31 protein-coding genes and 2 tRNA genes are annotated in these 23,845 nt (G+C 41.3%); 18 read left to right on the top strand and 15 right to left on the bottom strand.

All coding sequences use genetic code 11. The annotated features are described in order from the left end of the window. Nucleotides 1-11: 11 nt before the first annotated feature. The 3 genes from TES1_RS06870 to TES1_RS06860 all read left to right on the top strand — a co-directional run bounded on the left by TES1_RS06870 (nucleotide 12) and on the right by TES1_RS06860 (nucleotide 2,929). On the top strand, nucleotides 12-1,205 hold the full coding sequence (locus TES1_RS06870) for an MFS transporter (RefSeq protein ID WP_042681363.1): 1,194 nt from the start codon (nucleotides 12-14) through the stop codon (nucleotides 1,203-1,205). After that, complete coding sequence (locus TES1_RS06865) at nucleotides 1,202-1,528, top strand: hypothetical protein (protein WP_042681361.1); 327 nt, start codon at nucleotides 1,202-1,204, stop codon at nucleotides 1,526-1,528. The genes TES1_RS06870 and TES1_RS06865 overlap by 4 nt, the downstream gene beginning before the upstream one ends. Nucleotides 1,529-1,597: 69 nt before the next feature. Beyond that, the gene (locus TES1_RS06860) at nucleotides 1,598-2,929 is read left to right on the top strand and encodes a leucine/methionine racemase (protein ID WP_096325223.1); all 1,332 of its coding nucleotides are present in this window, start codon (nucleotides 1,598-1,600) and stop codon (nucleotides 2,927-2,929) included. Nucleotides 2,930-2,940: 11 nt separating this feature from the next. On the opposite strand, the gene TES1_RS06855 is transcribed toward TES1_RS06860, so the two are convergent. The 3 genes from TES1_RS06855 to TES1_RS06845 all read right to left on the bottom strand — a co-directional run bounded on the left by TES1_RS06855 (nucleotide 2,941) and on the right by TES1_RS06845 (nucleotide 3,554). After that, nucleotides 2,941-3,258: a DUF7508 domain-containing protein gene (locus TES1_RS06855; protein WP_042681357.1), complete on the bottom strand. Its 318-nt coding sequence runs from the start codon at nucleotides 3,256-3,258 to the stop codon at nucleotides 2,941-2,943. Between the two features lie 133 nt (nucleotides 3,259-3,391). After that, nucleotides 3,392-3,469 (bottom strand) — tRNA-Gly (locus TES1_RS06850). An 8-nt stretch (nucleotides 3,470-3,477) separates the two neighbouring features. Further along, nucleotides 3,478-3,554: transfer RNA gene (locus tag TES1_RS06845), tRNA-Phe, on the bottom strand. 161 nt (nucleotides 3,555-3,715) lie between these two features. Between TES1_RS06845 and TES1_RS06840 the strand changes: the two genes are divergently transcribed. From TES1_RS06840 to TES1_RS06830, 3 genes are all read left to right on the top strand, one after another. Further along, the gene (locus TES1_RS06840) at nucleotides 3,716-4,219 is read left to right on the top strand and encodes an Hsp20/alpha crystallin family protein (protein ID WP_042681355.1); all 504 of its coding nucleotides are present in this window, start codon (nucleotides 3,716-3,718) and stop codon (nucleotides 4,217-4,219) included. Between the two features lie 81 nt (nucleotides 4,220-4,300). Continuing rightward, the gene (locus tag TES1_RS06835) at nucleotides 4,301-6,691 is read left to right on the top strand and encodes a CDC48 family AAA ATPase (RefSeq protein ID WP_042681353.1); all 2,391 of its coding nucleotides are present in this window, start codon (nucleotides 4,301-4,303) and stop codon (nucleotides 6,689-6,691) included. Between the two features lie 120 nt (nucleotides 6,692-6,811). Then, nucleotides 6,812-7,468 (top strand): 2,3-bisphosphoglycerate-dependent phosphoglycerate mutase, encoded by a 657-nt coding sequence (locus TES1_RS06830; protein ID WP_042681350.1) that lies wholly within the window; start codon nucleotides 6,812-6,814, stop codon nucleotides 7,466-7,468. A gap of 86 nt (nucleotides 7,469-7,554) precedes the next feature. Here the strand turns inward: TES1_RS06830 and TES1_RS11025 are convergent, their stop codons facing one another. After that, nucleotides 7,555-7,701: a hypothetical protein gene (locus TES1_RS11025; RefSeq protein ID WP_173391293.1), complete on the bottom strand. Its 147-nt coding sequence runs from the start codon at nucleotides 7,699-7,701 to the stop codon at nucleotides 7,555-7,557. 130 nt (nucleotides 7,702-7,831) lie between these two features. Between TES1_RS11025 and TES1_RS06825 the strand changes: the two genes are divergently transcribed. After that, the gene (locus TES1_RS06825; RefSeq protein WP_042681348.1) at nucleotides 7,832-8,236 is read left to right on the top strand and encodes a M67 family metallopeptidase; all 405 of its coding nucleotides are present in this window, start codon (nucleotides 7,832-7,834) and stop codon (nucleotides 8,234-8,236) included. Here the strand turns inward: TES1_RS06825 and TES1_RS06820 are convergent. Together TES1_RS06820 and TES1_RS06815 are read right to left on the bottom strand one after the other, a co-directional pair. Further along, nucleotides 8,223-8,951, bottom strand: coding sequence for a molybdopterin-guanine dinucleotide biosynthesis protein MobB (locus TES1_RS06820; protein ID WP_042681347.1), 729 nt, complete (start codon nucleotides 8,949-8,951; stop codon nucleotides 8,223-8,225). The genes TES1_RS06825 and TES1_RS06820 overlap by 14 nt on opposite strands. A 1-nt stretch (nucleotide 8,952) precedes the next feature. After that, nucleotides 8,953-9,171, bottom strand: coding sequence for an LSm family protein (locus TES1_RS06815; protein WP_042681345.1), 219 nt, complete (start codon nucleotides 9,169-9,171; stop codon nucleotides 8,953-8,955). A gap of 61 nt (nucleotides 9,172-9,232) precedes the next feature. Here TES1_RS06815 and TES1_RS06810 point away from each other — a divergent pair, with 61 nt between their 5' ends. Further along, a complete protein-coding gene (locus TES1_RS06810; RefSeq protein ID WP_042681343.1) occupies nucleotides 9,233-10,057 on the top strand; it encodes a hypothetical protein in 825 nt (274 codons plus the stop codon). Here TES1_RS06810 and TES1_RS06805 read toward each other — a convergent pair. The 3 genes from TES1_RS06805 to TES1_RS06795 all read right to left on the bottom strand — a co-directional run bounded on the left by TES1_RS06805 (nucleotide 10,044) and on the right by TES1_RS06795 (nucleotide 11,676). Then, nucleotides 10,044-10,385, bottom strand: a complete 342-nt coding sequence (locus TES1_RS06805; protein ID WP_227738472.1) for a hypothetical protein — start codon at nucleotides 10,383-10,385, stop codon at nucleotides 10,044-10,046. The two genes, TES1_RS06810 and TES1_RS06805, sit on opposite strands and share 14 nt — an antisense overlap. Before the next feature lie 89 nt (nucleotides 10,386-10,474). After that, a complete protein-coding gene (locus TES1_RS06800; protein ID WP_042681339.1) occupies nucleotides 10,475-11,221 on the bottom strand; it encodes a 6-hydroxymethylpterin diphosphokinase MptE-like protein in 747 nt (248 codons plus the stop codon). Then, entirely contained in the window at nucleotides 11,218-11,676 is a 459-nt protein-coding gene (locus TES1_RS06795; RefSeq protein WP_042681337.1) for a Mut7-C RNAse domain-containing protein, read from the bottom strand. Before TES1_RS06795 ends, TES1_RS06800 begins: the two co-directional genes overlap by 4 nt. A gap of 100 nt (nucleotides 11,677-11,776) precedes the next feature. Between TES1_RS06795 and TES1_RS06790 the strand changes: the two genes are divergently transcribed. After that, nucleotides 11,777-12,523: an MBL fold metallo-hydrolase gene (locus TES1_RS06790; protein ID WP_042681335.1), complete on the top strand. Its 747-nt coding sequence runs from the start codon at nucleotides 11,777-11,779 to the stop codon at nucleotides 12,521-12,523. Nucleotides 12,524-12,685: 162 nt separating this feature from the next. Next, nucleotides 12,686-13,444 carry an RAD55 family ATPase gene (locus TES1_RS06785; protein ID WP_051408196.1) on the top strand — a complete coding sequence of 253 codons (759 nt, stop codon included), beginning with the start codon at nucleotides 12,686-12,688 and terminating at the stop codon, nucleotides 13,442-13,444. A gap of 13 nt (nucleotides 13,445-13,457) precedes the next feature. On the opposite strand, the gene TES1_RS06780 is transcribed toward TES1_RS06785, so the two are convergent. After that, nucleotides 13,458-13,922: a protein-tyrosine phosphatase family protein gene (locus TES1_RS06780; protein WP_084340061.1), complete on the bottom strand. Its 465-nt coding sequence runs from the start codon at nucleotides 13,920-13,922 to the stop codon at nucleotides 13,458-13,460. Between the two features lie 71 nt (nucleotides 13,923-13,993). Between TES1_RS06780 and TES1_RS06775 the strand changes: the two genes are divergently transcribed. Together TES1_RS06775 and TES1_RS11125 are read left to right on the top strand one after the other, a co-directional pair. Continuing rightward, nucleotides 13,994-15,088 carry a hypothetical protein gene (locus tag TES1_RS06775; protein ID WP_227738471.1) on the top strand — a complete coding sequence of 365 codons (1,095 nt, stop codon included), beginning with the start codon at nucleotides 13,994-13,996 and terminating at the stop codon, nucleotides 15,086-15,088. Between the two features lie 87 nt (nucleotides 15,089-15,175). Further along, the gene (locus tag TES1_RS11125; RefSeq protein WP_227738470.1) at nucleotides 15,176-15,580 is read left to right on the top strand and encodes a hypothetical protein; all 405 of its coding nucleotides are present in this window, start codon (nucleotides 15,176-15,178) and stop codon (nucleotides 15,578-15,580) included. A 21-nt stretch (nucleotides 15,581-15,601) separates the two neighbouring features. Here the strand turns inward: TES1_RS11125 and TES1_RS06770 are convergent, their stop codons facing one another. Continuing rightward, nucleotides 15,602-16,291: a carotenoid biosynthesis protein gene (locus tag TES1_RS06770; RefSeq protein ID WP_042681332.1), complete on the bottom strand. Its 690-nt coding sequence runs from the start codon at nucleotides 16,289-16,291 to the stop codon at nucleotides 15,602-15,604. Nucleotides 16,292-16,408: 117 nt separating this feature from the next. Between TES1_RS06770 and TES1_RS06765 the strand changes: the two genes are divergently transcribed. Then, entirely contained in the window at nucleotides 16,409-17,176 is a 768-nt protein-coding gene (locus TES1_RS06765) for a DUF2202 domain-containing protein (RefSeq protein WP_042681329.1), read from the top strand. 255 nt (nucleotides 17,177-17,431) lie between these two features. Here TES1_RS06765 and TES1_RS06760 read toward each other — a convergent pair whose 3' ends face one another. The 3 genes from TES1_RS06760 to TES1_RS06750 all read right to left on the bottom strand — a co-directional run bounded on the left by TES1_RS06760 (nucleotide 17,432) and on the right by TES1_RS06750 (nucleotide 19,585). After that, entirely contained in the window at nucleotides 17,432-18,106 is a 675-nt protein-coding gene (locus TES1_RS06760) for a DUF257 family protein (RefSeq protein ID WP_042681328.1), read from the bottom strand. A 101-nt stretch (nucleotides 18,107-18,207) separates the two neighbouring features. Next, entirely contained in the window at nucleotides 18,208-18,957 is a 750-nt protein-coding gene (locus tag TES1_RS06755) for a nucleoside phosphorylase (protein ID WP_042681326.1), read from the bottom strand. 1 nt (nucleotide 18,958) lies between these two features. After that, entirely contained in the window at nucleotides 18,959-19,585 is a 627-nt protein-coding gene (locus TES1_RS06750) for a class I SAM-dependent methyltransferase (RefSeq protein ID WP_042681324.1), read from the bottom strand. A gap of 71 nt (nucleotides 19,586-19,656) precedes the next feature. On the opposite strand from TES1_RS06750, the gene TES1_RS06745 reads away from it, so the two are divergent. From TES1_RS06745 to TES1_RS06735, 3 genes are read left to right on the top strand one after another with little or no spacing between them, the layout of a single operon-like run. Then, nucleotides 19,657-20,361, top strand: a complete 705-nt coding sequence (locus TES1_RS06745) for a class I SAM-dependent methyltransferase (protein ID WP_051408195.1) — start codon at nucleotides 19,657-19,659, stop codon at nucleotides 20,359-20,361. A gap of 4 nt (nucleotides 20,362-20,365) precedes the next feature. Next, complete coding sequence (locus TES1_RS06740) at nucleotides 20,366-21,079, top strand: class I SAM-dependent methyltransferase (RefSeq protein ID WP_042681322.1); 714 nt, start codon at nucleotides 20,366-20,368, stop codon at nucleotides 21,077-21,079. Next, nucleotides 21,076-22,026, top strand: coding sequence for a hypothetical protein (locus TES1_RS06735; RefSeq protein ID WP_042681320.1), 951 nt, complete (start codon nucleotides 21,076-21,078; stop codon nucleotides 22,024-22,026). Before TES1_RS06740 ends, TES1_RS06735 begins: the two co-directional genes overlap by 4 nt. Here the strand turns inward: TES1_RS06735 and TES1_RS06730 are convergent. Then, entirely contained in the window at nucleotides 22,023-22,772 is a 750-nt protein-coding gene (locus TES1_RS06730; RefSeq protein WP_051408194.1) for a CPBP family intramembrane glutamic endopeptidase, read from the bottom strand. The two genes, TES1_RS06735 and TES1_RS06730, sit on opposite strands and share 4 nt — an antisense overlap. A gap of 69 nt (nucleotides 22,773-22,841) precedes the next feature. Here TES1_RS06730 and TES1_RS10930 point away from each other — a divergent pair, with 69 nt between their 5' ends. Further along, on the top strand, nucleotides 22,842-23,552 hold the full coding sequence (locus TES1_RS10930) for a hypothetical protein (protein WP_144080603.1): 711 nt from the start codon (nucleotides 22,842-22,844) through the stop codon (nucleotides 23,550-23,552). Between the two features lie 113 nt (nucleotides 23,553-23,665). Then, nucleotides 23,666-23,842, top strand: coding sequence for a hypothetical protein (locus TES1_RS10980; protein WP_158505957.1), 177 nt, complete (start codon nucleotides 23,666-23,668; stop codon nucleotides 23,840-23,842). Nucleotides 23,843-23,845 lie beyond the last annotated feature (3 nt).

The following is a 23,845-nucleotide window of genomic DNA, read 5'->3' as shown; positions in this document are numbered from 1 at the left end:
GGGGTGAGAAAATGAAGCGGTGGAGGTCTGTAATCCTTAACACAATTGTCATGACTGCTGGATTTGGAACGCTTACCATGATGAGTGTCGCTAAGCCAGATGTGATTGCCCATTTTGGAATTAGCAGTGATGCCTTCGATTTACAGCACATAGCTTATGTCTTTGGTCTTTTTGTTGCATTCCTTTTAGGACACACAAAGATTTATGAAGGGAGCTTTAAGAGGAGCGTTGCAATAGCTCTAAGCTGGGCTGCAATTCCACAGCTGTTGATTCCCTATGCTCCAAATTGGTATGTTGCAGTTTTCTTAAGGTTCATCCAAGGTTTTGTGGTTACACTTGTTCCGCTCTTCAGCACTCAAATAGCAAGATATTTTGTTGCCGAAAGACCTTTCGCAAAGGGTATAATTCTCTCTGGAATCTTCTGGGGCGGAGTTTTTGGTTCAATGAGTGCTAAATATCTAATCCATGCATTTGGATGGAAGGGCGGCTTTTTAGTTACAGTTCTCATAATGTATGCCGTTCTGCTGATATGGTGGCTCTTTACAGAGGACTTTGAGATAATCCATGAAAAAGGAGAAGCAAAGATAAACGTCTGGAAGCTCAAGTTCACATGGGTTTTAGGATTCACATTTTTCCCAGCTCTATGGGTGATCTTCACAATCGTTGGATTCTCAGCCTCAATCGCCTACGACATGGGATGGACAAAGACTCATGTAGCAACGCTCAGCACAAACCTAAACATCGCAAAGGCAATCTGGTCAATTGTCTTTGGATACATAGGATATCTGCTTTCAAGAAAGAACCCAACTTCAAGAGGACTCTTTAAGGCTATTGTTCAAGTTATGATAATCTCATATGCCTTATCATTCGTGGGATTGATTATTTATGCAAAAGCGATGCTTAGCGGGAACTACACCATGACTTTGGCAGCAGTCTGGCTTGTGGGAACGATTCAGGGGACTGGTCCAGCGTTCTGGACATCAGCACCGGCAACCTATCCAAAGAGCATCTATCCAAAGGCTTCGTTCGCATTAGGGCTTATTTCAAACACTGCGAACATAGTAGCTCCATCAGTTACAGAACTACTGGCAAAGCAGAGCGTTGGATTGGCCTTTGGTGAGCTGGCATTCATGCCCTTGCTTGGTATCTTAACGTTGATTGCAGTCTCAAGGATGAAGATGCCGGTGGAGGAATTAGGAGAATGAAGCCAAAGCCACTCTTAATTCTTTTCTTTCTTTTGATGAGCATGTATTTTTATGGATTGGGTCTGCTTAGTATATCTGACAGATTTACTTTTCTAGGATTTTGGGGCATTGGCTCGATTCATCTTCTAATTGGTTTTGGGATTTTCCTTGGAAGAGATAGCGCAATAAGTGCTGCGACTTATGTAGCTCTGCTTGATTTTCTCTTCGGCTTGCTATGGGCAATAGTAGGGTTAACTGTTTCATCATTTATACTTGCCATATTGTCAGCATTGGCACTTTTTCTATTGTTGGACGAAGACGTTCGTATGGAATTAAAGGCTTGACATTTGTTCAAATTTATGGCCAAAAATTCTATTTAGATGTTAATCTTAACTTAGTTTATGGTGACAATCATGAAGAAAGAGGAGATAATTTTTCGATATTCAAAAGTGTTCCCAAAAGCTGCTCGTGTAACTTATGCCCCAATTGTTGGTGTTAAAGCAAAAAATGCCAAAGTTTGGGACATTGAGGGAAGAGAATACATAGATTTCCTCTCTGATGCTGCTGTTCAAAATGTTGGACATAATAATGAGAGAGTTGTGAGAGCGATAAAGGAGCAAGCGGATGAGTTGATACACTTCACTTTCATCTATGGCTATACTGTTGAACCTCTCCTCCTGGCTGAAAAGCTTGTTAAGATTTCACCAATAGAGAATTCTAAAGTGGTTTTGGGCTTAAGTGGTAGCGATGCAAATGACGGAGCAATTAAGTTCGCAAGAGCATACACAAAAAGAAGAACAATTTTAAGTTACTTGGGGAGCTATTACGGAGCAACGTATGGGGCTATGAGCATAACAGGTCTTGATTTTGAGACTAGAGCCTTGGTGGGAGAACTGAGCGATGTGCATTATATCCCCTATCCCGACTGTTATCGTTGTCCATTTGGACAAGAAAAGGGAAAATGTCACCTTAAGTGTATATCCTACCTTGAATATAAATTTGAGAAAGAAGTTTATGCAGATGGTGTTGCCGCTCTATTTGCTGAGCCTATCCAGGGAGATGCTGGGATGATAGTTCCTCCAGATGATTACTTCAAAAAGCTCAAGAAAATCCTCGATGAGCATGGGATTCTCTTAGTTGTTGACGAAGTTCAAAGCGGATTAGGAAGGACTGGCAAGTGGTTCGCAATTGAGCATTTTGGAGTTGTACCGGATATAATAACGCTCGCAAAACCTTTGGGAGGAGGGTTGCCAATAAGCGCCATCATAGGGAAGGAGGAAATCATGGAATCTTTACCGCCATTGGGGCATACATTTACGCTTAGTGGAAGTCCAGTGGTGAGCAGAGCAGCTTTGGCAGTTATTGAAGAAATTGAAGAAAAGAATTTGCTTAAAAGAGCTGAGAAGCTTGGAGATTACACCATGAAGAGGCTCAAGAAAATGCAAGAAGAGCATGAACTCATCGGAGATGTTAGAGGAAAGGGCCTGATGATTGGTGTTGATTTGGTGAAAGACAGGGAAACAAAGGAAAGAGCTTTTGACGAAGCTAAGAAAGTTGTTTGGAGAGCTTATGAGCTTGGCTTGGTCTTAGCATTCCTTCATGGAAATGTCCTCAGAATTCAGCCCCCTTTGACGATAGAGAAGGAGCTTTTGGATGAGGGCCTAGATAGACTGGAGCAAGCAATTGCAGATGTTGAAGAAGGAAAAGTTGATGACAAAGTTTTGAAGATAGTGCAAGGCTGGTGAGATTTTACAAATTAACCCTTTCTCTTCCTAATTTTTCGGTTAAACCTTGGTAACTCGCCGTATTTTCTAAGATAGTCATCTAAAAGTGATTTTTGCATTTTTTCAGCTTTATCTATGTTTTCTGTTACTTCATAACTGAAATATGATGCTCCTATTATCGGATCAGAGCCCGAAGGTAGATGTGTTAAAAGTGCATCCGTAAGATTTCCAACTCCGATGTATAAAACATTCCCTTCTTTGTCCACAAGCTCGTAGACCCCATAAAGGTTTACAACTTTCTCAAATATGTCCTTTTCAGTGAATCTAAACAAGTCTTTTTCAATTGTCATTATACTCACTCCGAAAATCCTTATGTGTTTTATTAATCTTTTATCGTATATAACAGTTTGTGTGAATTTAGATAGCACGAAGAATTACACTAAAATTGTACTTGTTGAAATTCTGTTCTTTCAGAAAAGTTTGTGGTGCGGTGGCCGGGATTTGAACCCGGGTCGCCGGCTTGGAAGGCCGGCGTCCTAGACCAGGCTAGACTACCACCGCTCAAAAAGTGGTGGGGCGAGGGGGATTTGAACCCCCGACACCCGGATCTTCAGTCCGGCGCTCTCCCAGGCTGAGCTACCGCCCCACCGTCCAAAGAATAAAGGAAAGATTCTGGCTTATAAACCTTGCGGTTTAGGAGGATGAACACTTAAGTTCACTGATGATTACTACTGGGTGCGAAAAGTTTATAAAGATAGGATATTTTAGTAACTATTGGTAACCAAAAATATAATGGGGGTGAGAGGGATGGTGAGGAGAGTGAGAAGGTGGGACATTTGGGATCCATTTGACATAATGAGAGAGATTCAGGAAGAAATTGACAGCATCTTCAACGAGTTCTTCAGAGGTCCAAGGCTCTGGAGCTACAGAAGATGGAGTGAGCCAGAGTACTTTGAGGAGAGAATTGAAGGAGTTTGGAGAGAGCCATTCGTTGACATCTTCGACAACGGTGACGAGTTCATAATTACTGCTGAGCTCCCAGGTGTGAGAAAAGAAGACATCAAAGTTAGAGTTACAGAGGATGCTGTTTACATTGAAGCTCAAGTGAGGAGAGAGAAAGAGCTTGAAAGAGAAGGTGCAATCAGAATTGAAAGGTACTACAGTGGTTACAGAAGAGTCATCAGACTCCCAGAGGAAGTCATTCCAGAGAAGGCAAAAGCAAAGTACAACAACGGTGTCCTTGAGATCAGGATTCCAAAGAAGCACCCAACAAAGAAAGAAGGAGAAGGATTTGAGGTTAAGGTAGAGTGAAGATCTTTCATTATTTCACTTTTAGTTTTTATTCACGATCATCTACTCATTGAAGAAAAAAGAACTTTGAGGTGATGTGAGATGGCAGATAAGAAGGAAATCAAGCTTAAGGTTGCTTCCGCTTACCAGAGGGATGTTGGTAGGGGGATAGTTAGGATTGATAGAAAGGCTATGCGTACAATTGGCGTTCAGCCAGGGGATATAGTGGAAATTATTGGAACAAAGAATACAGCAGCAGTTGTTTGGCCAGCATACCCAGAGGATGAAGGATTGGACATTATCAGAATGGACGGTACAATCAGAAAGAACGCTGGGGTTGGACTTGGAGACGAAGTAACTGTAAGGAAAGCCGAAGTCAAGGAGGCAAAGAAAGTTGTCTTAGCTCCAACAGAGCCAATCAGATTTGGAGCAGACTTCGTTGACTGGTTACACTCAAGGCTCATTGGAAGACCAGTCGTTAGAGGGGACTACATTAAAATCGGCGTCCTTGGACAGGAGCTTACCTTCGTTGTAACAGCAACGACACCGGCTGGAATCGTCCAGGTCACAGAGTTCACAGACTTCACAGTTAGTGAAAAGCCGGTTAAAGAGGTTGCCAAGACAGCTGCCCTTGGAGTTACCTACGAGGACATTGGTGGTCTTAAGGATGTAATCCAGAAGATCAGAGAAATGATTGAGCTCCCGCTTAAGCACCCAGAAATCTTTGAGAAGCTCGGAATTGAGCCACCCAAGGGTGTATTGCTCTATGGCCCACCAGGAACAGGTAAGACATTGTTAGCTAAGGCCGTTGCAAATGAAGCAAACGCTCACTTCATAGCCATCAATGGCCCAGAAATCATGAGCAAGTACTATGGTGAGAGCGAGGAAAGACTTAGAGAAGTCTTCAAGGAAGCTGAAGAAAACGCTCCAAGCATAATCTTCATTGATGAGATTGATGCAATAGCTCCAAAGAGAAGTGAAGTAACTGGAGAGGTTGAGAAGAGGGTAGTTGCTCAGCTCTTGGCATTAATGGATGGTCTCAAGAGCAGAGGAAAGGTCATTGTCATAGGTGCAACTAACAGACCAGATGCCCTAGACCCAGCTTTAAGAAGGCCTGGAAGATTCGATAGAGAGATTGAAGTTGGTGTTCCAGACAGACAGGGAAGAAAAGAAATTCTCCAGATTCACACAAGAGGAATGCCAATTGAGCCAGAGTTCAGAAAGAGCGATGTTAAGAGAATCCTAGAAGAGCTTAGAGGAGACGAGAGATTCAGAGATATCATTGATAAGGCAATAGAGAAAGTCGAGAGAGCCAAGGATGAAAGGGAGATACAAGATATCCTCAAGAGCCTTGATGAGAGACTTTACGATGAGGTCAAGCACCGCTTAATTGATGCACTGCTTGAAGAGCTCGCAGATAAGACACACGGATTCGTGGGTGCAGATTTGGCAGCTTTGGCAAGAGAAGCTGCAATGGCTGCTTTGAGAAGACTAATCAAAGAAGGTAAGATTGACTTTGAGGCAGAGCACATTCCAAAAGAAGTGTTAGAGGAGCTTAAGGTAACTAAGAGAGACTTCTATGAGGCGTTGAAGATGATTGAACCATCAGCACTCAGAGAAGTACTCCTTGAGATTCCAAATGTAAGATGGGAGGACATAGGTGGGCTCGAAGAGGTCAAGGAAGCTTTGAGAGAAGCAGTTGAGTGGCCACTCAAGTATCCAGAGGCATTCCAGGCATTAGGAATTAATCCACCAAAGGGAATCCTCCTTTACGGTCCACCAGGAACAGGTAAGACACTCCTAGCAAAGGCTGTGGCAACAGAGAGTGAGGCCAACTTCATTGGAATCAGAGGTCCAGAGGTTTTAAGTAAATGGGTTGGTGAGAGCGAGAAGAACATTAGGGAAATCTTCAGGAAGGCGAGACAAGCTGCACCAACAGTGATATTCATTGACGAGATTGACGCGATAGCACCAAGAAGAGGAACTGACGTGAACAGAGTGACAGACAGACTAATTAACCAGCTCCTCACAGAGATGGACGGTATCGAAGAGAACAGTGGTGTCGTTGTCATTGCAGCAACTAACAGACCAGACATCCTAGATCCGGCACTGCTCAGACCTGGAAGATTTGATAGGTTAATCTTAGTTCCAGCACCAGATGAGAAAGCAAGATACGAGATATTCAAGGTGCACACGAGAAAGATGCCTCTAGCTGAGGACGTTGACCTCAAAGAATTGGCCAAGAGAACAGATGGCTACACAGGTGCAGACATTGCAGCGGTCTGCAGAGAAGCAGCAATGAATGCAATGAGAAGAGCACTTAAGGAAGGAGTCATTAAGCCAGGCGTTAAGATGGATGAGGTTAGACAGAAAGTCAAGGTCACAATGAAGGACTTCGAAGAAGCACTGAAGAAAGTTGGGCCGAGTGTTAGCAAGGAAACGATGGAGTACTACAAGAAAATAGAGGAGCAGTTCAAGAAAATGAGGGGCTGATACCCCTTTAGATCTTTAACCTTTCCCGGTATTTTTATTTTTGCTAGTTCTGATGACACTGATAAGTGAAAGGGAGTAATGTTTTTAACTTCTTTATTTGTTTTTTATTAGGTGTGTCTAATGCCTCTGCTCGTTTTGATCAGACATGGTGAAAGCCTCTGGAACAGATTAAATCTTTTTACGGGCTGGGTTGATGTCCCTCTAAGCGAAAAAGGTATTCAAGAGGCATTAAAAGCTGGTGAACTTTTGAAGAATTACAAGTTTGATGTGATCTTTACTTCCGAGCTTGTGAGATCAATTCAGACGGCAATGCTGATAATGAGCAAAAATAAACATGGAGTTCCAAAGATAGAGCATGAAAGTGGAAAAATGAAAGAATGGGGTATTGTTTACGGAGAGCACGGAAAAAACTACATTCCAGTTTACACAGCATGGCAGCTAAATGAACGCTATTATGGGAAGCTTCAAGGCTGGAACAAGGACTATGCGAAGAAGGTCTATGGTGATGAGCAAATCTTGCTTTGGGCACGAAGCTACGATATGGCACCTCCAGGAGGGGAGAGTCTAAAGGATACTGCTGAAAGAACAATACCCTACTTAAAAGAGAGGATAATTCCAGAACTTGAAAAAGGTAGGAATGTTCTGGTATCAGCCCATGGAAACAGTCTAAGGTCAATTGTGATGCATATTGAGAACCTCACAGAGGAAGAGGTGCTTAGGCTCAGCATACCCACTGGAGTGCCACTAGTTTATGAATATATAAAAACGGAGAGCTAATCAGAAAAGGTTATCTTACAGAAAACGGCTTTATAAATAAGATAATTGATTAAAAAAAGAAGGGAGAAGAAGACAAAAGCGGAGCGTTAAATGAGTTCAATTTCAAAGCTTACGGCTCTCACAAGTTTAAGCCTTTTCCTTGCAATTTCAACAGCCTTTTCAAAGCTGTTCACAATCAATATTTCTTCTTCTGGTAATGAATTTTGCCTATAATAGACAATCCGAGCAATCATTGTAATCCTCTCCTTTAGAGACATTGCAGTCTTAAGTTGAAGTATAATTTACGTATTTAAACGTTTTTGTACTAAAATAAGCACCAATGAACAGAAAATCTTAATTGTCATTGATGAAAAATGAACATCCATGAGGCTAATCATCAAATATGAACATTTATTCATGATTCTGGAGAAAGCCAAAGAAAGCAAAATTGAGATATGCGGCTTTCTGCTAGGAAGACAAAAAGACAACGATGTCATCGTTGAGGAAGCTGTGTTCACAAAAAACAAGCTGAATTCTCCAACCGCTTTTGAAATAGATCCTCTTGAGATTGTTGAGGTTCTTGACTATGCAGATGAAAAGGGTCTTGAGCCTGTCGGAATCTTTCACTCCCATTTATGCAAGCCTATTCCTTCAGAGAGGGACATTAGAGGAATGAAGCTCTGGAGAAATGTGTGGCTTATTGTGGACAACAAAGGAAATTATGGGGCATTTATTTTGAAAGATGATGAGAAAATTGAGGAAGTAGAAATTGAGATCATTCAATCCTAATATCAATCTTTCCATCCCTATATCCCTTCATCGAGGAAAGTAAACCTCTTATTGTTTTTTCCACCATTTCCTGCACCCAGTCCTTCATTGGAAGAACTTTCCCATCAATCTTAACGACAACTTTTGGCTTGGAGCTTATGACCTTACAGTCATTGAGAGTTTTCTCTCCCTTAACGATGAACTTTGCCATTTCATAGCATGTGAATCCACACATGTGGCAGTCAATGTTAGGGAGCATGAAGGCTTTTTTCTCAATCAAGTCAGCGAGCTTCTCTGACTCCTCAAGGGCGTTTATTATTGGCAAGCCGTCAATCTCTTCGCTCTTTTCATTTGCTATGACACCGCTCACCGCTATAGCAAGCCCATCATTGAGCTCTTTGATATCACTTTCATCTCTGGCACAGATGATTTTTGGTATGTGTTTTATGCTCTTAAATCCTTCAAGTAAAAGAAAATCCACTTCCGGCATAACTGAGAAAAATGCATTTATACCATCTGCTTTGAACAGAAAAGCATCAGTATCCTGAGCTTTCACAAGAACATAATCAGCTATTTGCTTGAATCTCCATGTATCGCTCCCTTCATTATCAAAATTTGTGTGCATGCTTTTTGCTATGCCTATTTTGTAACCTCTCTCCTTTAGCACTTTAGCAACACTTTCCAAACTTGCGGTCTTTCCGCTCTTCTTATATCCGACAAAGGCAACTGCTTTCATTTTAATCACCCATCAGCATTATCCAGCTTACATCATCAATTTTGACTAAAAGCTCTTTCCCCTTGTTTCCAACCACATCTGTTACATTCTCCAGCAGAATTGACTCTTCATCAAAATCCTTGAGGATTCCGATAAATGAGTGCTCGCTGTTAACCGCTAAGGCAATTTTCTTGCCCTTCCATCTCTTAAGGGTCTCATCAAGGAGCAACTTCTCACTCATATTACCCACCTATCATGCAAAAGTCTATAAGTCTTTTTATCCTTTCCGTTTTGGTGATTGTATGAGATTCACAACTAAGAATGAAGCTCTTAAAGCAACATTCATTAGCGAATTAAGGGCTAATGGAATAAAGTTTGAAGTTAAAGAAAGGCTCGGTTATGAGACATTCATTGGCTACATGATTGAGGGAACCCTTGAAGAAATTAGAGCACAGATTGAGACATTGAGCGGTGAAGAGAAGGAGGTCATTTTAAGAGGATTCCAGTCGTTTAAAGAGCAGCTCATTCATGCCCTTGAACATTTGAAAGAAGGTGACACCTTTGAACATCTGCTGAATGAAGGCTACTGGATGGGAGATATAATAGACCAACTCATGAGGAATTCCGCTTTGGACATCAGGGAAAACAAGGTAAAGCTGAAAGATGGCATTGACGTTACAAAGCTAAAATTTCAATTCCGCTTCCCCTATGACTTGGCAAAGCAACTTGATGCTGTGGAAAAGATTGCAAAGCAGTTCGCTTTCATCGATTTAGTCTCAGAGTGGGAGATTGAGATAAAGGAACTCAGAATTGAAAGGATAAATCAAGCCCTACAAATTGCGGCAAAGTATTTCCCAGAGAAAGATGTCATGAATGTGTACTTTGCTTTGATTGGAAAGTCCATAGTTGCCAATGAAATTCTGAAAGCTCTTGGAAATGAAAAAGTCCCTGTAGATGTGATAATTGAGAAGTTCCTGAGGGCATTTCCATTTGAAATCCCAACAGAAAAAGGAGTAATGGTAATCAATGCAACCGAGAAGTCTCTCTACAGCATTTTGAGGGAGCTTGAAAAGAGTGGATATATTGGCATAAAAGGAAATAAAGTCAAGAAGCTCAGAGAGTTGTAACCTGTTGTTTATTTGAGGAAGGTAGTATAACAAGGCCAAGTAGCATTAAGATTCCACCAAGCCTGCTTGTCAAAATCAGAGCAACTACCATTGGAACTATCAGCTTGTCTTTTGCCTCTTTATATCTCCCTTCTTCAATCAGCGCAATAACCTCGTCAGAGCGCTTGTGTATCCAATATCCGAGGAACATTAGTGGAATTGCAAGTATTATTCCTATTATTGTTATCAAAAGAATCACTGCAATAATCACAGGCTCAATTATTGCCAAGATGCTCCCAATCCTTATAAGAAGCTTCGCTGTCTCAACATCTGCCATGTACTCCACCATAAAATATAAAATTTACAACTTTAAAAAGTTTATTGGGCAATGATGACACTTTGACCATCTGATATGTGATGACTACGGGAGTGGCTGAGCTATCTTTCGATATAACACTCGGACATGGCATAGTCAAGCGGGCGGCACACTATACGCTCTATCTTTGCCCTTCCATTTTTCTTCAACCACTCCAAAAGCTTCTGGGCAAATTCAAACTTTTTTCTCTTTGATTCCCAGATGGGCGTGTGTCCCTTTAAATGCGGCTTGCTCCATTTTCCAACAATATCCCCAAAGTCAAACCCAACTAATGTTATCTCTTTTGCCCCAAGCTCTTCCGCTAGAAAAACAGCCCTATCCCCATCAGTAAAGCCGCCGAAGTTGTAAACTATGTCTAAAGGCTCCGTCTGGCAGGTTCCAAGAACTTTTTCAAGCTGTGGGACGTATTCTTTTAGCTTCTCGATATTATCTCCATGCGCATGAACTACAATATAAGCTCCAAGTCTGTCGGCTCTCTTTATATCTTCAACATTTCCATCGAGGTCTGTGACAATGATATCTGGGATTAATCCAAACTCCAAAAGCGCAGAGGTTGCCCCGTCTGCAGAGATCTTAATCCCATCTTTAAATGACAGGTACTTCAAAGCAAGCTCCAAACTTGGCCCAGCCCCGAAAATATACACTCTTTTGTCTTCAATTAGCTCTCTTATATAATCAGGTTTTATATAATTTCTATTTTGGAGAAGCAGATCTCGAAGGACATTTGCTGCTTCTCTATCTTTCACTACATCATAACCCATTGTACTAACTATCTCTTTGTAAAATGGTTCCCATTCTTCGAACTTCATATTTCTTCCCTCAGCTTTTTGTCGATCTTTACCATTTCCTCCCACTGTCGTCCAGGCCAGTAAATCTGACCACATTCTGTGCAGATGTAGAATTCGTTGTATTTTTCGTAAACTCTTGGAGGAATTTTGTCTTTTATCTTATCCTTTGGTATCCCTTTTATCAGTCCGTTGCATTTTGGGCATCTTGCATTCTCTGGGAACAGTTCATTGAATGTGAATCCAAGCTCCATAAGCTGTTTTATCTGTTCCTCAAATTTGTTTGATTTTATCAAAATAACATTCTTTGCTCTCTTTGCTAGTTCTTCATCTCGTGTGAGAATTATTCTACCCTCTTTTTCAGCAATTTCAATAATCCTGTCATCGTCTTTAACTCCATACACTGTGTCATAGCCGTAAAGTCTTAACCATCTAGCTAAACGGCCAAGCATCATATCAGCTATGAGCTTTGGCTTCATTTTTACCGAAATGTACTAATCATCTGAGAATAAAGTTCTTTTGGTCGAATTCAGCAAAATTTATAAATAAGTATTTCATGGCCATAAAATAGGTGGTTGAATGATAATCTATTTCATAGGAACTGGAGGGTCTGAAGGTATTCCAGCTCATCTCTGCACTTGTAAAACTTGTAAAGAGGCTCGTAGATTGGGTTTTGCTCAAAGAAAACCTTCAACATTGGCAGTAATAACCAAAAACAATGAGGCAATCTTAATTGATGTTGGAACGGACATAAGAGACCTCCTTCATGTTCCCCTTAAGGGCATTCTTCTTACACACTGGCACCACGACCACATTTATGGCTTGTATAAGCTTAGATGGATGGCACAGAAAACGGAGCTTTACGCTCCAAAAGGCCATGCAGATGCATTGATCTTAAATGATCCAAAGAATCTGAAGCCAAAGACAATAAAAGCTGGTGATGTTTTGAAAATTGACTCCCTAAGAATCACTGCTCTCAGGTTAAACCATGAAGTTGAAACCGTGGGTTTTCTAATTGAAGAAGATGGAGAAAGATTCGCCCTTCTATATGACACGAAAGGCATTCCTCCAGAGACTCTGGATATCTTAAAGAAAAAACCTCCAAGAGTGGCTGTAGTTGATGCCACATATGCTCCTGGTGTAGATGATCCTTATCATAATAACGTTGATGAGGGAGCTAAGATCGGACTTGAAGTTGCTGAGAAGGTTTACCTCTCTCATATATCTCATAAAAATTTACCTTTCCTCCAGCTCTTAGCGCATGTTAGAAAGAAGTATGGGGATAATGTCAGAGTTGCTTATGATGGCTTGATAGTTCATATCTAGTTTGACATATACATAGTTGGTCTTGCTATTTTTGTATTCGAATGGACTTTTTGTAATTTGGTTCAATTTTCGGATATGATTTAAGCAATTGTGATTATTTTTACAAAAAGTTTTTTTATTTTAATGGCTTGCAATTCTATTAAGGAGTGTGAGGTGATGTGCATGAGAGTGAAAACGCTTTATAACGAGTTGGATGAAGTTATGGGGGGAGGATTGTCACAAGGTTCAACAATGGCAATATTGTATGACACTTATTCATTTGCTCAGTATTTTGCGTTACACATTCTCGCAAAGAGGATTAAGAGTGGAGACCTTGGTGTCGTCTCTAACTACAGCTACCCTATCGGCAGAGTAATTAGAGGAGCGCAATTTGCTGGGTTAGATGTTGTTTCCGAGGGAGAAAAAGGAAATCTAGTGATTATTGATTACTTCTCTTCAAGATATGGCGTTCCACCTAGATATCCGTTTGTATACACCTTGTCAGGCCACATTGGAGAGGAAACTATTAATCCTAAGACGTTCCTTATTTATCAAGAGAAAGTTTTGCCGAATCTTGGGGATAGACTGCTACTCCGGGTTGTTTACACTTTGGATGGACTAGCATTTTTCTTTGGAGAAAATACTGCGTTAAAGTTGTTGTACTTTGATTTGGCAAAGTTTATGGAGATGTTTCCAAAATCAGTGACCCTTCTTTTAGTCAATAAGGATGCAGTATCTAAGCATTTTGTTGCTAGAGTCGTTGATATCAGTGACTATGTAATTGACTTTAGGAGTCAGATAACTAGAAATGGAATAGTGGAAGACGTTGTGGTATCCAAAGCCTTAACTCCAGAGTTCAGTCCTGAAATATTTGAGTTTCTCATTGGTGAAGCAAAAGAAAAAACAGGGGATAAGTTCTCATTTAAAAAAGTGGGTCAATAGTTGTTTGTTAAAGTTATGTCTTAGTTCTTAATGTTTCTTTTAGATACCTTTCAAACTTCCTAAGAATATCCATCTGGCTCCATGTTTCAACTGCTGAGGGCTTAAGTGAACGAACCTTGATAAGAGCATCTCTCAAGCTTAAGCCTTGGGAGTACATGAGATAAGCCACAGCGATGGTTCCGCTCCTTCCACTTCCCCCAAAGCAGTGAATAAGAACTTTCTTACTTTCCTTAACTTTTTCGTCAATCCATTTGACGATTTCAATTAGCTGATCTAACGTGGGGGCTGAAAAGTCCTCAATTGGGCTGTAAAGGACTTCCACACCGTGCTTTTTCCAATCTTCCAAGTTGTATGGAAGCTCATATTCATAGGTCAGCACTACGACGGCTTGAAACTCTTTCACAAGCTCTGGAATGTCCTCGGGATATGGCATTGGGGAGAATGCAACTTTGTCAGTTATGAACTTTGGAACCACCATTGTTACTCCCAGTTTTATTATCTCAGACATTATTATAAACTCTTCTCACAATTAAAAAATAGGTGAGATTCGTGAAGAGGGAAGAATTTGGAACAGGTCTCATACTCTTAATTTTTGCAGCTTTATTCTGGTTTTTCCGGCCTTGGTTCCATGGGATTGTTATGGGTTTCTACAAAAACCCCTCGTTAATTTACATGGCTGTTGCATTTTTCGTGCTTTTGATATATGGTATCAAAGCGAAAGTAATGCCCACTAGAAGGAACCTCTTGATAACTAGAATCTCTATCGTGCTGTTAATATTGTTCTTTGGATTTTCAATTTTAGCAAATGCTTTCTCGAACACTGCTTTGTATAAGGAATATCATCCAATGCAGGTTTCAAACGAGCTTGAGCTTTCCAGTAGCAAGATAAGAATCCTTCCAAAGCTTACCGCTTACAGATACGCTGTTGACACTATTGAATATGCGCGCTACACTTTGGGAGCTTCGCATTTAACAATAAGAGACGGTACACCAGTTTGGGGATTTTTCATAATTCCAGACGGTGCATGGAACGCTATAAGACTCAAGGACAAAGGAGTCCTATTCGTAGATATGAATACAACTCAAGCTAGGATACAGAGAATTGAACAAGAACTTCAAGTTGGTCCAGGAATGCAGATTTTCGATAATCTTGAGTGGGTTCTCTACAAAAAGCACTACCTAATTGATCTTGACATTCCTAGAGCATTGTACTACAATGACAAGCTCTACATAGTCGTTCCCTACATCTCCTACAAATTCCGTGTTTTTTACACGGTGCCTAAATGGGGTGGAGTTTTGGTAGTGGATGAAGAGGGCAATGTTGAGGATTTAAGCCCAGAGGAAGCGCTGAAGGATGAGAGGCTAAGGAATTTTCCAATCTTTCCAGAAAGTCTCACGAGGAAGATTGTAAATGCTCAGAATTACTGGAAGGAGAGCGCTTTTGCAAACATAAAGAATCTCTGGCTTCATCACGAGAACCAGATAGAGCTTATAGATGTCAGTAACCAGGGAAATAGACAGCCTTTCTTGGTGATAGCAAACGATGGCAAGGAATATTGGATGGTAGCAGTTGAGCCGTACGGAAAGGCTCATGGACTGGCGGCGATTTACCTGATTAATGCACAGAATGGAGAAATGAGTTAGGTCAAATTTGAGACACCCCTAACAGGACCAGTTAAAGCAATTGACTATATCAAGAAAGCCTTACCAACTTTTGACTGGAGCCAGTTCATGGCGGTTGAGCCGATTCCTGTCTTTCTGAATGGTGAGCTGTGGTGGAGAGTAGCTATAATCCCAAGGAGTGGTTCCGGACTTGCAAAGATAGCATTTGTAAATGCCGAGACGAAAGAGGTTAAAATCTTTGAAAGTGAGGAAGATGTAAGGGCTTTTCTTCTCTACGGGCAGGTTGGAGCAAAAGTTCAGGAAATCAGCGGCATCGTTAAGGGAATCTATTCATACATTAAGGACGGTAACACTCACTGGATTATCTTGGTCGGCAATCAGACCATCTACCTAAGCGCAAACGAGCTAAGCGATGAGCTAATTTACAAAGTTCTGATCCTGAAAGAGGGAGACAAAGTCATGATAAAGCTAAGCGAGGAGAGAATCGTTGAAATCGAGGTTAAGGAGGGATAGTTTGGGTTGTCTTTTTTAAATTTATACTCTCATCCTCCAAAAATACACTGGTAGAACTACGACAATCGAAATTACAAATGCAATTGCTGTAGGTATTCTCACGCTTGCTGGAGCATAAACTGCAAAGGTTAACATCTCCAGAAAGTAAATTAAGGGGCCGAGTTTTAGAAGCTCGTTTTCAATTTGGGGGTTCGAAAAACGCTCATACAGATAGAAGAATATTAATGATACCCCAAACCAGCCCAAATAGTTTGTCCATGGAATACTAAACCAATTTATTTCTGTTGTTGTCTTCCAGACCCAAGCTCTCCAAGATGTCATTATTGGGTCCACTGAAAAGTCTATAATCACCATCAGCAAAGCAGCGAAAAGAAGTCTCTGACTCCGGTTCTTAAAGAAATAGCTTGCTGTTAGATATGCCACTGCTCCAAAAATTCCCCACGCAAAAGGAACAAACAACCCAACACCAAAAATTTGAGGCCTTAGGTTTACGTACTCATAACATCCAAAGGGAAGACATAAATGTGTGCCAACAATCTCAGCTGAGAATCCAACTATGAATGCCCAGAAGAAGAGATTTGGCAGTGATTTCCAGGCTCTCCATGAAAGGATGATAAAAGCTAGAAGGTATAAAAGTAGGTATACTGGCGACTTCTTCAGGATATTTGCCAGCACGATAAGTGTCAGAGCGATTTTGATATCATTTTTCATACTTAGAACTTTTGCATTATTGTGATATAAGCCTATTGTTTAACTGTGAACCAAAAACTTTATAAACCCAAGCAGCATATGTAATAACAAAGTTACATATGGATGGAGGATTTAACCATGAGGAAGAATTTGTTTGGTTTGATGCTGGTTGGAATTATGCTGCTCACAATAGCGGCTGGCTGTTTAACGAACACAGAAACGATTACTCAGACAACAACAGTCACTGAAACTGCAACTCAAACTGCTGTAGGTCAACCAATGGGACCCCCTGAAAATGCGGGTGCTGGAGGTGGGATGGTTACAACACCTACAGGCTATCAAGCAGTTGCTGATTTAGTCAATTCATATCCGGTTGAGGAGCTTACCCAAGAGGAAATAGACGGAATCCTCTGGATGCGTGAGGAGGAGAAGCTTGCAAGGGACGTTTATCTAACACTTTATGAGAAGTGGGGACTGCCGATATTTTACAACATCGCAACGAGGAGTGAACAGACTCATATGGACATGGTGCTGGCTTTGATTGAGAAGTACAATCTAACTGACCCTGTGGGAGACAACGGCATCGGCGAGTTCACAAACCCAGAGATTCAGGCACTTTATGACAAGCTCGTTGCTGAAGGAAGCAAAAGTGTTAAGGATGCCCTCAAAGTTGGTGCACTCATTGAAGAGGTTGACATCAAAGATTTGGAGGAATGGCTCGCAAAGAGCGACAACGAAGATATAAAGTTCGTCTATGAGAATCTTATGATGGGCTCAAGAAATCATCTAAGAGCATTCGTTAGGAACCTTGAGAACTATGGCATAACTTATCAGCCACAGGTGTTGCCTCAAGACCAGTACGAGCAGATAATAAGCACCCCAATGGAGACAGGATATGGGGGTTGATTAGTTTTTCTTTCTTTTTCTGATTTTTCTTGACAAATCTGTTATTCCCAATAAGGCAAGTCCAGTTAAGATATCGAGTAAAAAGGTTTTATGTAGTTTTACATTACATTGTTAGTACACAAGTACAGCTATTGTTTTTTATCTTTGGATGCTTTTTTGTTTAAAGCGATTGTTAACCTATTCTGTTTTCTAAAACGAGCTTTCAGATCTTTCAAATAAAACAATAAAGAGTTAAAATCAGGTTAGAGAGTCAAATTAAAGCTTGATTTTAATGCCTTCTACCTCAGCGTTAACTGCTTTTACGACCTTAACATATACATATGGTTCAGTGTCATCTCCTCTTCTTGCTCGCGTTACCTTTATCACTGTGGTCGCTAGCTCTTCTAGAAGGGGGACTAGATAATGAGAGCTGTTTTCTAGGACATCTACATTCACAAAGTAGAATGCTGTTCTTCTCTGCGTCCCTGTATACTTAATGAGCAAGTCAATGATCATGAGACCTTCAAATTTTGATTCAGCAAGCAGCAACAGCTTAGAAAGACCCAAGACAATGACAATGCTTTTCTCGCATTCAATCTCTGAGAGATGTGAGTTATATACTAGGTCAAACTCTTTGAGGAGTTTTGGAACATCATTGGCTGGAAGTCTGGCACGAGAAATTCCCACGTTTAACCGTCCACCGATTTTAATAACATCAACACTATCAAGAAGATTAGCATCTAAACCAGCAAGTTGAATCTGGGTTTTATACAGGTAAAGTGTGTCAAGAACATCAATAATAACAATGTGATAACCTTTCTCTCTGGCCCAGCTGATTAAATAGTGGAATCCTTTGTAGGGAAGCACCAGGGAGTCGTATTCTGCTAGGACACTTTCCCCTGGAACAATGGACTCCCAAAGTTTAGCAAGTTCTTCAATTCCATTTTCCATGAGTATCACCTTATAATTTGTGCTATCTTTTTGGCTTATTAGCTTTTTGAAGATGATGATAGAAATGGCAAAAATCTGGAGAAAGCTTAAGGCCAATATTTTTAAGGAGATACTAATGCTCCTAAGGCAGCTTTAACCAAAAGTTTTTCCGTTCTTTTCAACTTTCCGCTTCCAAATCCTGGATTCCATTTTTCTTTATAAAGTTCATCTGATACTGCCAATGCAACTGCCAAATCAACTCTTCTAAAGCTGGCAACACTCATCAAAGCTGAAGTCTCCATTTCAACGCCGAGAATTCCTCGGTTTGAATATTCCCTAACTTTATCCTCTGTCTCCCTGAACGGTGCATCCGTCGTCCATATGCCCCCCTTAAAGACACTAATTCGTTTTCTTCCAATTTGGTGCTTTACCTCTTTTTCAAGTACATTAAACAGCCTCTCACTGGGCTTTGGTATGTAATCCGGGGGCATATAGTGATAGCTTGTGCCCTCCTCCCTTAAAGCCCAAGTTGGCAGTATAACATCGCCGATTGTAACTCCTTCCTTTATTGCACCTGCTTCTCCAACCACTAAGAACTCTTTTCCACCTTGAGCTATTGCGATTTCTAGAGCGAAGACCGATGCTGGTGACCCAAAGTAGGGATTTAGGACATAGATTTTCTTCCCTTTGTACTCACCGACAAAAGCTCGACGAACATAAGTGCACTCTTCTTTAAGTTCCACATCATTCAGCAATTGCTTGGCATAATTTGCCGCGATATCAGTGAAGACTATTAAATACTTCTCGTAAGGTTCTTTTTCAGTTTTGCTTCCTGGGGGCTTTATTATTTCACGACCTTTTCCGAGCCACATCTTAACCACCTTCAATGACCATTAAAAATGCTTCATAAAAATCTCCATGCGTCTTTGTCTTTCCAACGGTGATATCCTTAGCGATTTTCAGTTCATTCTTTTGTGCAAATGTTCTGATTTTTTCTCTAAGTCCATCTATGTCAAAATCGCCGATAATAATCTTTCCATCTTGACTCAATACTTCAAGCGCTTTCTCAAGAAATGGCTTTGGCTCATAATCGTGAAGCGTGTAGAGGAAAACAATGAAGTCAAATTCTTCTCCTTCTCCAAGCTTAACCTCTAAAAAATCGCCATATAAAAATTCAGCTTTCCTGGTGATTCTGTCTCTCAAACGGTTGCAGAAATCTACCAATTCCTGACTCTTATCAATACCCATAACTTTTTCAACTTCATCTTTAAGTGCCATCCTGAACGTCAAAATTCCAAGACCACAACCGACGTCAAGAACTCTTCCTTCAGTCTCTTGGATTATCCAATCCATCAATTTTCTCCTAACCTTAAGCTCATCTCTGTATGCTGGGTATCTGACTAGCATACTGCTGACGAGCCAGTAAAGCTCCTCTTCACTCCCGCCAGCTTCATAGAACACTTTGAAGGCTTCCTCATAGTAGAGTTTGAGAAAGTCCACTCAAGCTCCCCTCTTCTAACTAATCCAAAAGAGTTTTAAAACTTTCTCATGTAGTAATTTCGGGTGAAGCTATGTTCAAGAATCTCGGCTATACCGATTCTCCTTTTTACGAAAAAACCCAAGATGAATACGATATAGAAAGCGAGAGAGGTAGGGAAAGATTTGCGGAGTTAATGGAGATCCTTTCAAGACACTTACCTATTAAAAGCGGCAGAGCTTTGGACATTGGCTGCAACGCTGGACTAAGCAGTTTTGTCTTAGAGGAGCTTGGTTTTGAGGTTATTGGGATAGACATTCAAGAAAAAGCCGTTGAACGAGCCAAAGAGCTAGCGAAAAAACGAGGCTCGAAGGCAGAATTTTATACTATGGATGCTAAAAATCTAAACTTCAAAGAAAACACCTTTGACCTTGTTGCATTGCTTGGGTATCCGCTGGCACATTTTAGCATCTGGGATTTTGATAAGATTTTGCAAGAAGTTAGACGAGTCCTAAAGCCTCAAGGCCACATTGTAATTCAAGAAAGTGACTTCCTTTGGACGCTTATCCGAGGCTTTAACCAGCCAGGGCTTGAGGCTGAGGGGTTGGTTAGAATAAACGTTGATGTAAACGTTTATGAGGGATACCTTGAGAGGCTGCTTATCGATTTTGAAAAGGGAGTATTCTCAAGAGACAAATTTTACATCTGGTCGCCGTGGATTCTGCGCTATGTTTTTGAGAAGAACGGCTTTGAGGCTGAGTTTAAGGATAATGACTTGATTATTGCTCGAATGAGGTGATACCATGTTCAAAAACCTTGGAGAGACTTTTGAACCAACTTATAAGGAAAAGCTCTGGATATATGATCCAAGAACTGAAGTTGGAAAGAAAAGAATGGAGAAGCAGAAAGCCTTACTTGGAAAATTCCTCCCCATCAAAAGCGGTAAGGCTTTGGATATTGGCTGTGGCATGGGAATCTCGACTTTTGCTCTCGAAGACTTAGGGTTTGAGGTTATTGGAATTGACCTTCAAGAAGAACTCATAGAGAAAGCAAAGAAAATTGCAGAAGAGCTTGGATATAAAGCGGAGTTTAGAGTTATGGACGCAAGAAAACTCGATTTCCCAAATGAGAACTTTGATTTAGTTGCGCTTTTAGGGAATCCTCTTCCTCATTTAAGCATCTATGACTTTGATAAAATTGTCCAAGAGGCTTTCAAGGTTCTCAAACCTAGTGGGGTTCTGTTCCTTGAATATGCAGACTGGGTTAGACTGCTCCATCAAGGCTATAGAGATGCGCTCGTTGAAGATCCATTCATTTCTTTCCATGTTTCCCTCGATACGACAAAGGGCCAAGTAGAGCGGCTTTTCATTAACCTTGAGAAGGGCTATTTCTTTAGAGTGAAGATTAACGTCTGGGCACCATGGATTGTGGAGTTCATCCTTAGAAAAGTCGGGTTTGAAGTGGAGACGCACTATTTGGGAACCTTTAATGTTGTAACTGTGGGGGTGAAACCGTGAGGCTCTACACATTTGGAAAAGAAACTGTTCCAGTAGCTGGAGTATCTATGGAAGACGGCATTTTAATCATTGGGAGCGTGAGAAATAAGAACTACAAGATTATGCTCCTCAAGCTGAATAAGGAAGGGGAACTCGAGTGGTTCAAGCTCTTTGGCGGCAAAAATGACTGGGAGGGGCATTCGATAGTCAAAATAAATAGTGATTATCTTATAGGCGGGGCTGGTGAAGGAATAGCCACTCCAGAGGGTGGAAAGAATTGGAAGGCATATCTTGCAAAGATAGATGGGAATGGAAACAAAATCTGGGAAAGGAAATACAGAATCCTTGGCAATGAGTGTGTATATTCAATAGTCCCCCTTGATGACGGCATTCTTTTGGGTGGTGAGGTCTCGGATGGTAGCAGAAGAGGTTTTTTCGTCATGAAGACAGACCTTAAGGGCAACCCGCTCTGGAAGAGAACACTCAGTTCTTGGGAGGATGCAATTTTTGGGGGCCTCATTGAAGGCAAAGGCAGCTCCACTCTGATAGGAAGCGTGAAAGATGCTGGCTGGAGTGTAATAACTTTTGAGCTCGATGAGGAAGGAAACACAATCGGAGAGAAAACTCTCGGGGAAGGAATAGCACTAGATGTCACAGATCTGAACGGCAAAATCCTCATTACGGGCGACAAAAATGGAGGGTTTTGGGTTTCCCTAATTGGGAATTGGGAGGCAATGCTCGGAGAGGGTACTGGAACGGCCATTCAAATCCTTAGCGATGGAATACTCGTTGGTGGAGAACTCGATGGGAGTGCCATTGTTGCCAAGCTTGACTTCGACGGAAAGTTAGTCTGGAAAAAGAAGCTCTGGGAGGGTGGATGGGTAGAAGCGCTCGGAAAGAACATTGCACTTGGAGTTAGGGAGAAGAGAGACAGGATGGAAATGGCAGTCCAGCTTCTCTCCTATTAGACTAGAGCATTGTTATCTTCCGTCAGGCTGTATTTCTTTCCAAGCTTCAGGTAGGTGTAAAATGTCACCAGTTGCACGAGAGTGTAGGCGACAACCATGTATATGTGCCCAGCTGTTGTGTTCAAAAGCCATTCCGATCTTTCGAGCGTTAGGATTCTGTCGATGAAGTCGCCGAGGCCGTGTGCAAGGATTAGCCCTTCTATGCGCCTGAATTTCCACCTATAAATGCTCCAGACGAAGCCAAAGAGTAAGGGATTATAGATGCGCCAGAAGTTGATAAAGGTCAGTTCGAAGGTGAATCTAGATGCTATGTGGCTTAAGCCAAAGATTATAGCCGTTAGGATAACAGCAGCTTTTGGTCCCTTCCACAGCTCAAACCCGCGCTGAATTATTCCTCTAAACAGGAGCTCCTCATAGAGTGCAACGAATATCAGGTACTTTATCAATCCAGCAATGTAGATTAGAGGATGGAGTCTCTTTATTCCAACGCCAAAGGGCAGAATCCATGTGAAGTTCAGAAATACGAAAGCAATTGGCAGTGCAACGTGAAGCTTCCAGTCAAAGGGGCCCGCTAGACCCACGTCCTCACGGGTATAACCTATCAAACGTACTATGAGATACATCAGGATGAAGATTATCAGTCCAATGGGCACAAAACCAATCTCCCGGCGGAGCATTAACGTCAGCACATCGAAGGTCAGCATTATTCCAATGCCTGCAACGACTCCTTTTATACCCTTGTTCATAACATCACCAGCATAACTAAGAAGCGTAAATATTTAAAACTCTTTTGCGTCGTAAATAATACATCTCACATGTATAAGGAGGTATTAGATATGCCAACTGAAAAATCCCTATCACGAAATTTACTCCTCTTTACAGTCACATGGTTCATTTTCGTCCATTGGGGCCTCGAGCTTGCGGTTATTGGAGTGTTCTACTCGATAACAGGTCACATAAAGTCCCAAACATCATTCCAATACCTTACTAAGGTATGGGCTATAAGTGGTCTGCGGATTTTGATGATCTTTATACTTACTTCTGCCGTTGGTCTGAGGTTCTCCAGCCTGTACCAGGGTAGTCTGGGGAAACGAGGACTGATTCTAGGGATAGTACTCTTAGTACCTTTTATAATCATTGAAGTGATCTGCGTGGGTGTTTCCAGTTACAAGCTCCAAATTCTGCGGGAGTTTAACTTTCACCTAAAACTGGCTGGAGAAAATAAACCTTTAGCCCTCTTGGGACTCACCTCCGAATACATTTACTATCTCATTGAAATCCTCTCAGTCAATACTCTCTACCTTGGAACGTCCAAATTCGTTGGAGCAAGAAGAGCAATAATCTTTCCGATGGTTTTCTGGGGCTTTGCCCATATCCTAAACCTGATTATTGAAATGAACGCGCTTCAGGCTCTTGGGCTTGCTCTCTATATGAGCAGTGTTGCCTTAGTGATATACTATGTGGCATACCACACCGGAAGTCTGAGAGTCCCAATAATCGCTTGGATGCTCCTGATGATCGCTTAGGGTGGCACAAATGTGGCCATCATCCTAGGGAACAAGAAAATTTTCCTCGGAGTGCTCCTTAGAAAAGATTTTGAGAAAAGCTGGAAATGGTCTCAGAAGAGGAGGGTTAAGAAATGAAGCGGATATGGATTGCCGTGCTTATAATCTGGTTGCTTGTCCCGCTCTTTTGGAGATATATTACTGAGAAAATCAAAACTCTAATAGCTTTAGCTTATCCTTACTTAATCATTATTGGAGGAGTTTTGGCTGGGTGGATTGCTGGAAGATATGTTAAGAAGATAGGGGAGTGAAAA

The organism is Thermococcus paralvinellae (assembly GCF_000517445.1).
In the GTDB taxonomy this organism is placed as follows: domain Archaea; phylum Methanobacteriota_B; class Thermococci; order Thermococcales; family Thermococcaceae; genus Thermococcus_B; species Thermococcus_B paralvinellae.
Note: the sequence above shows the minus strand (reverse complement) of the source record. Positions and strands in the feature narration are given on the sequence as shown.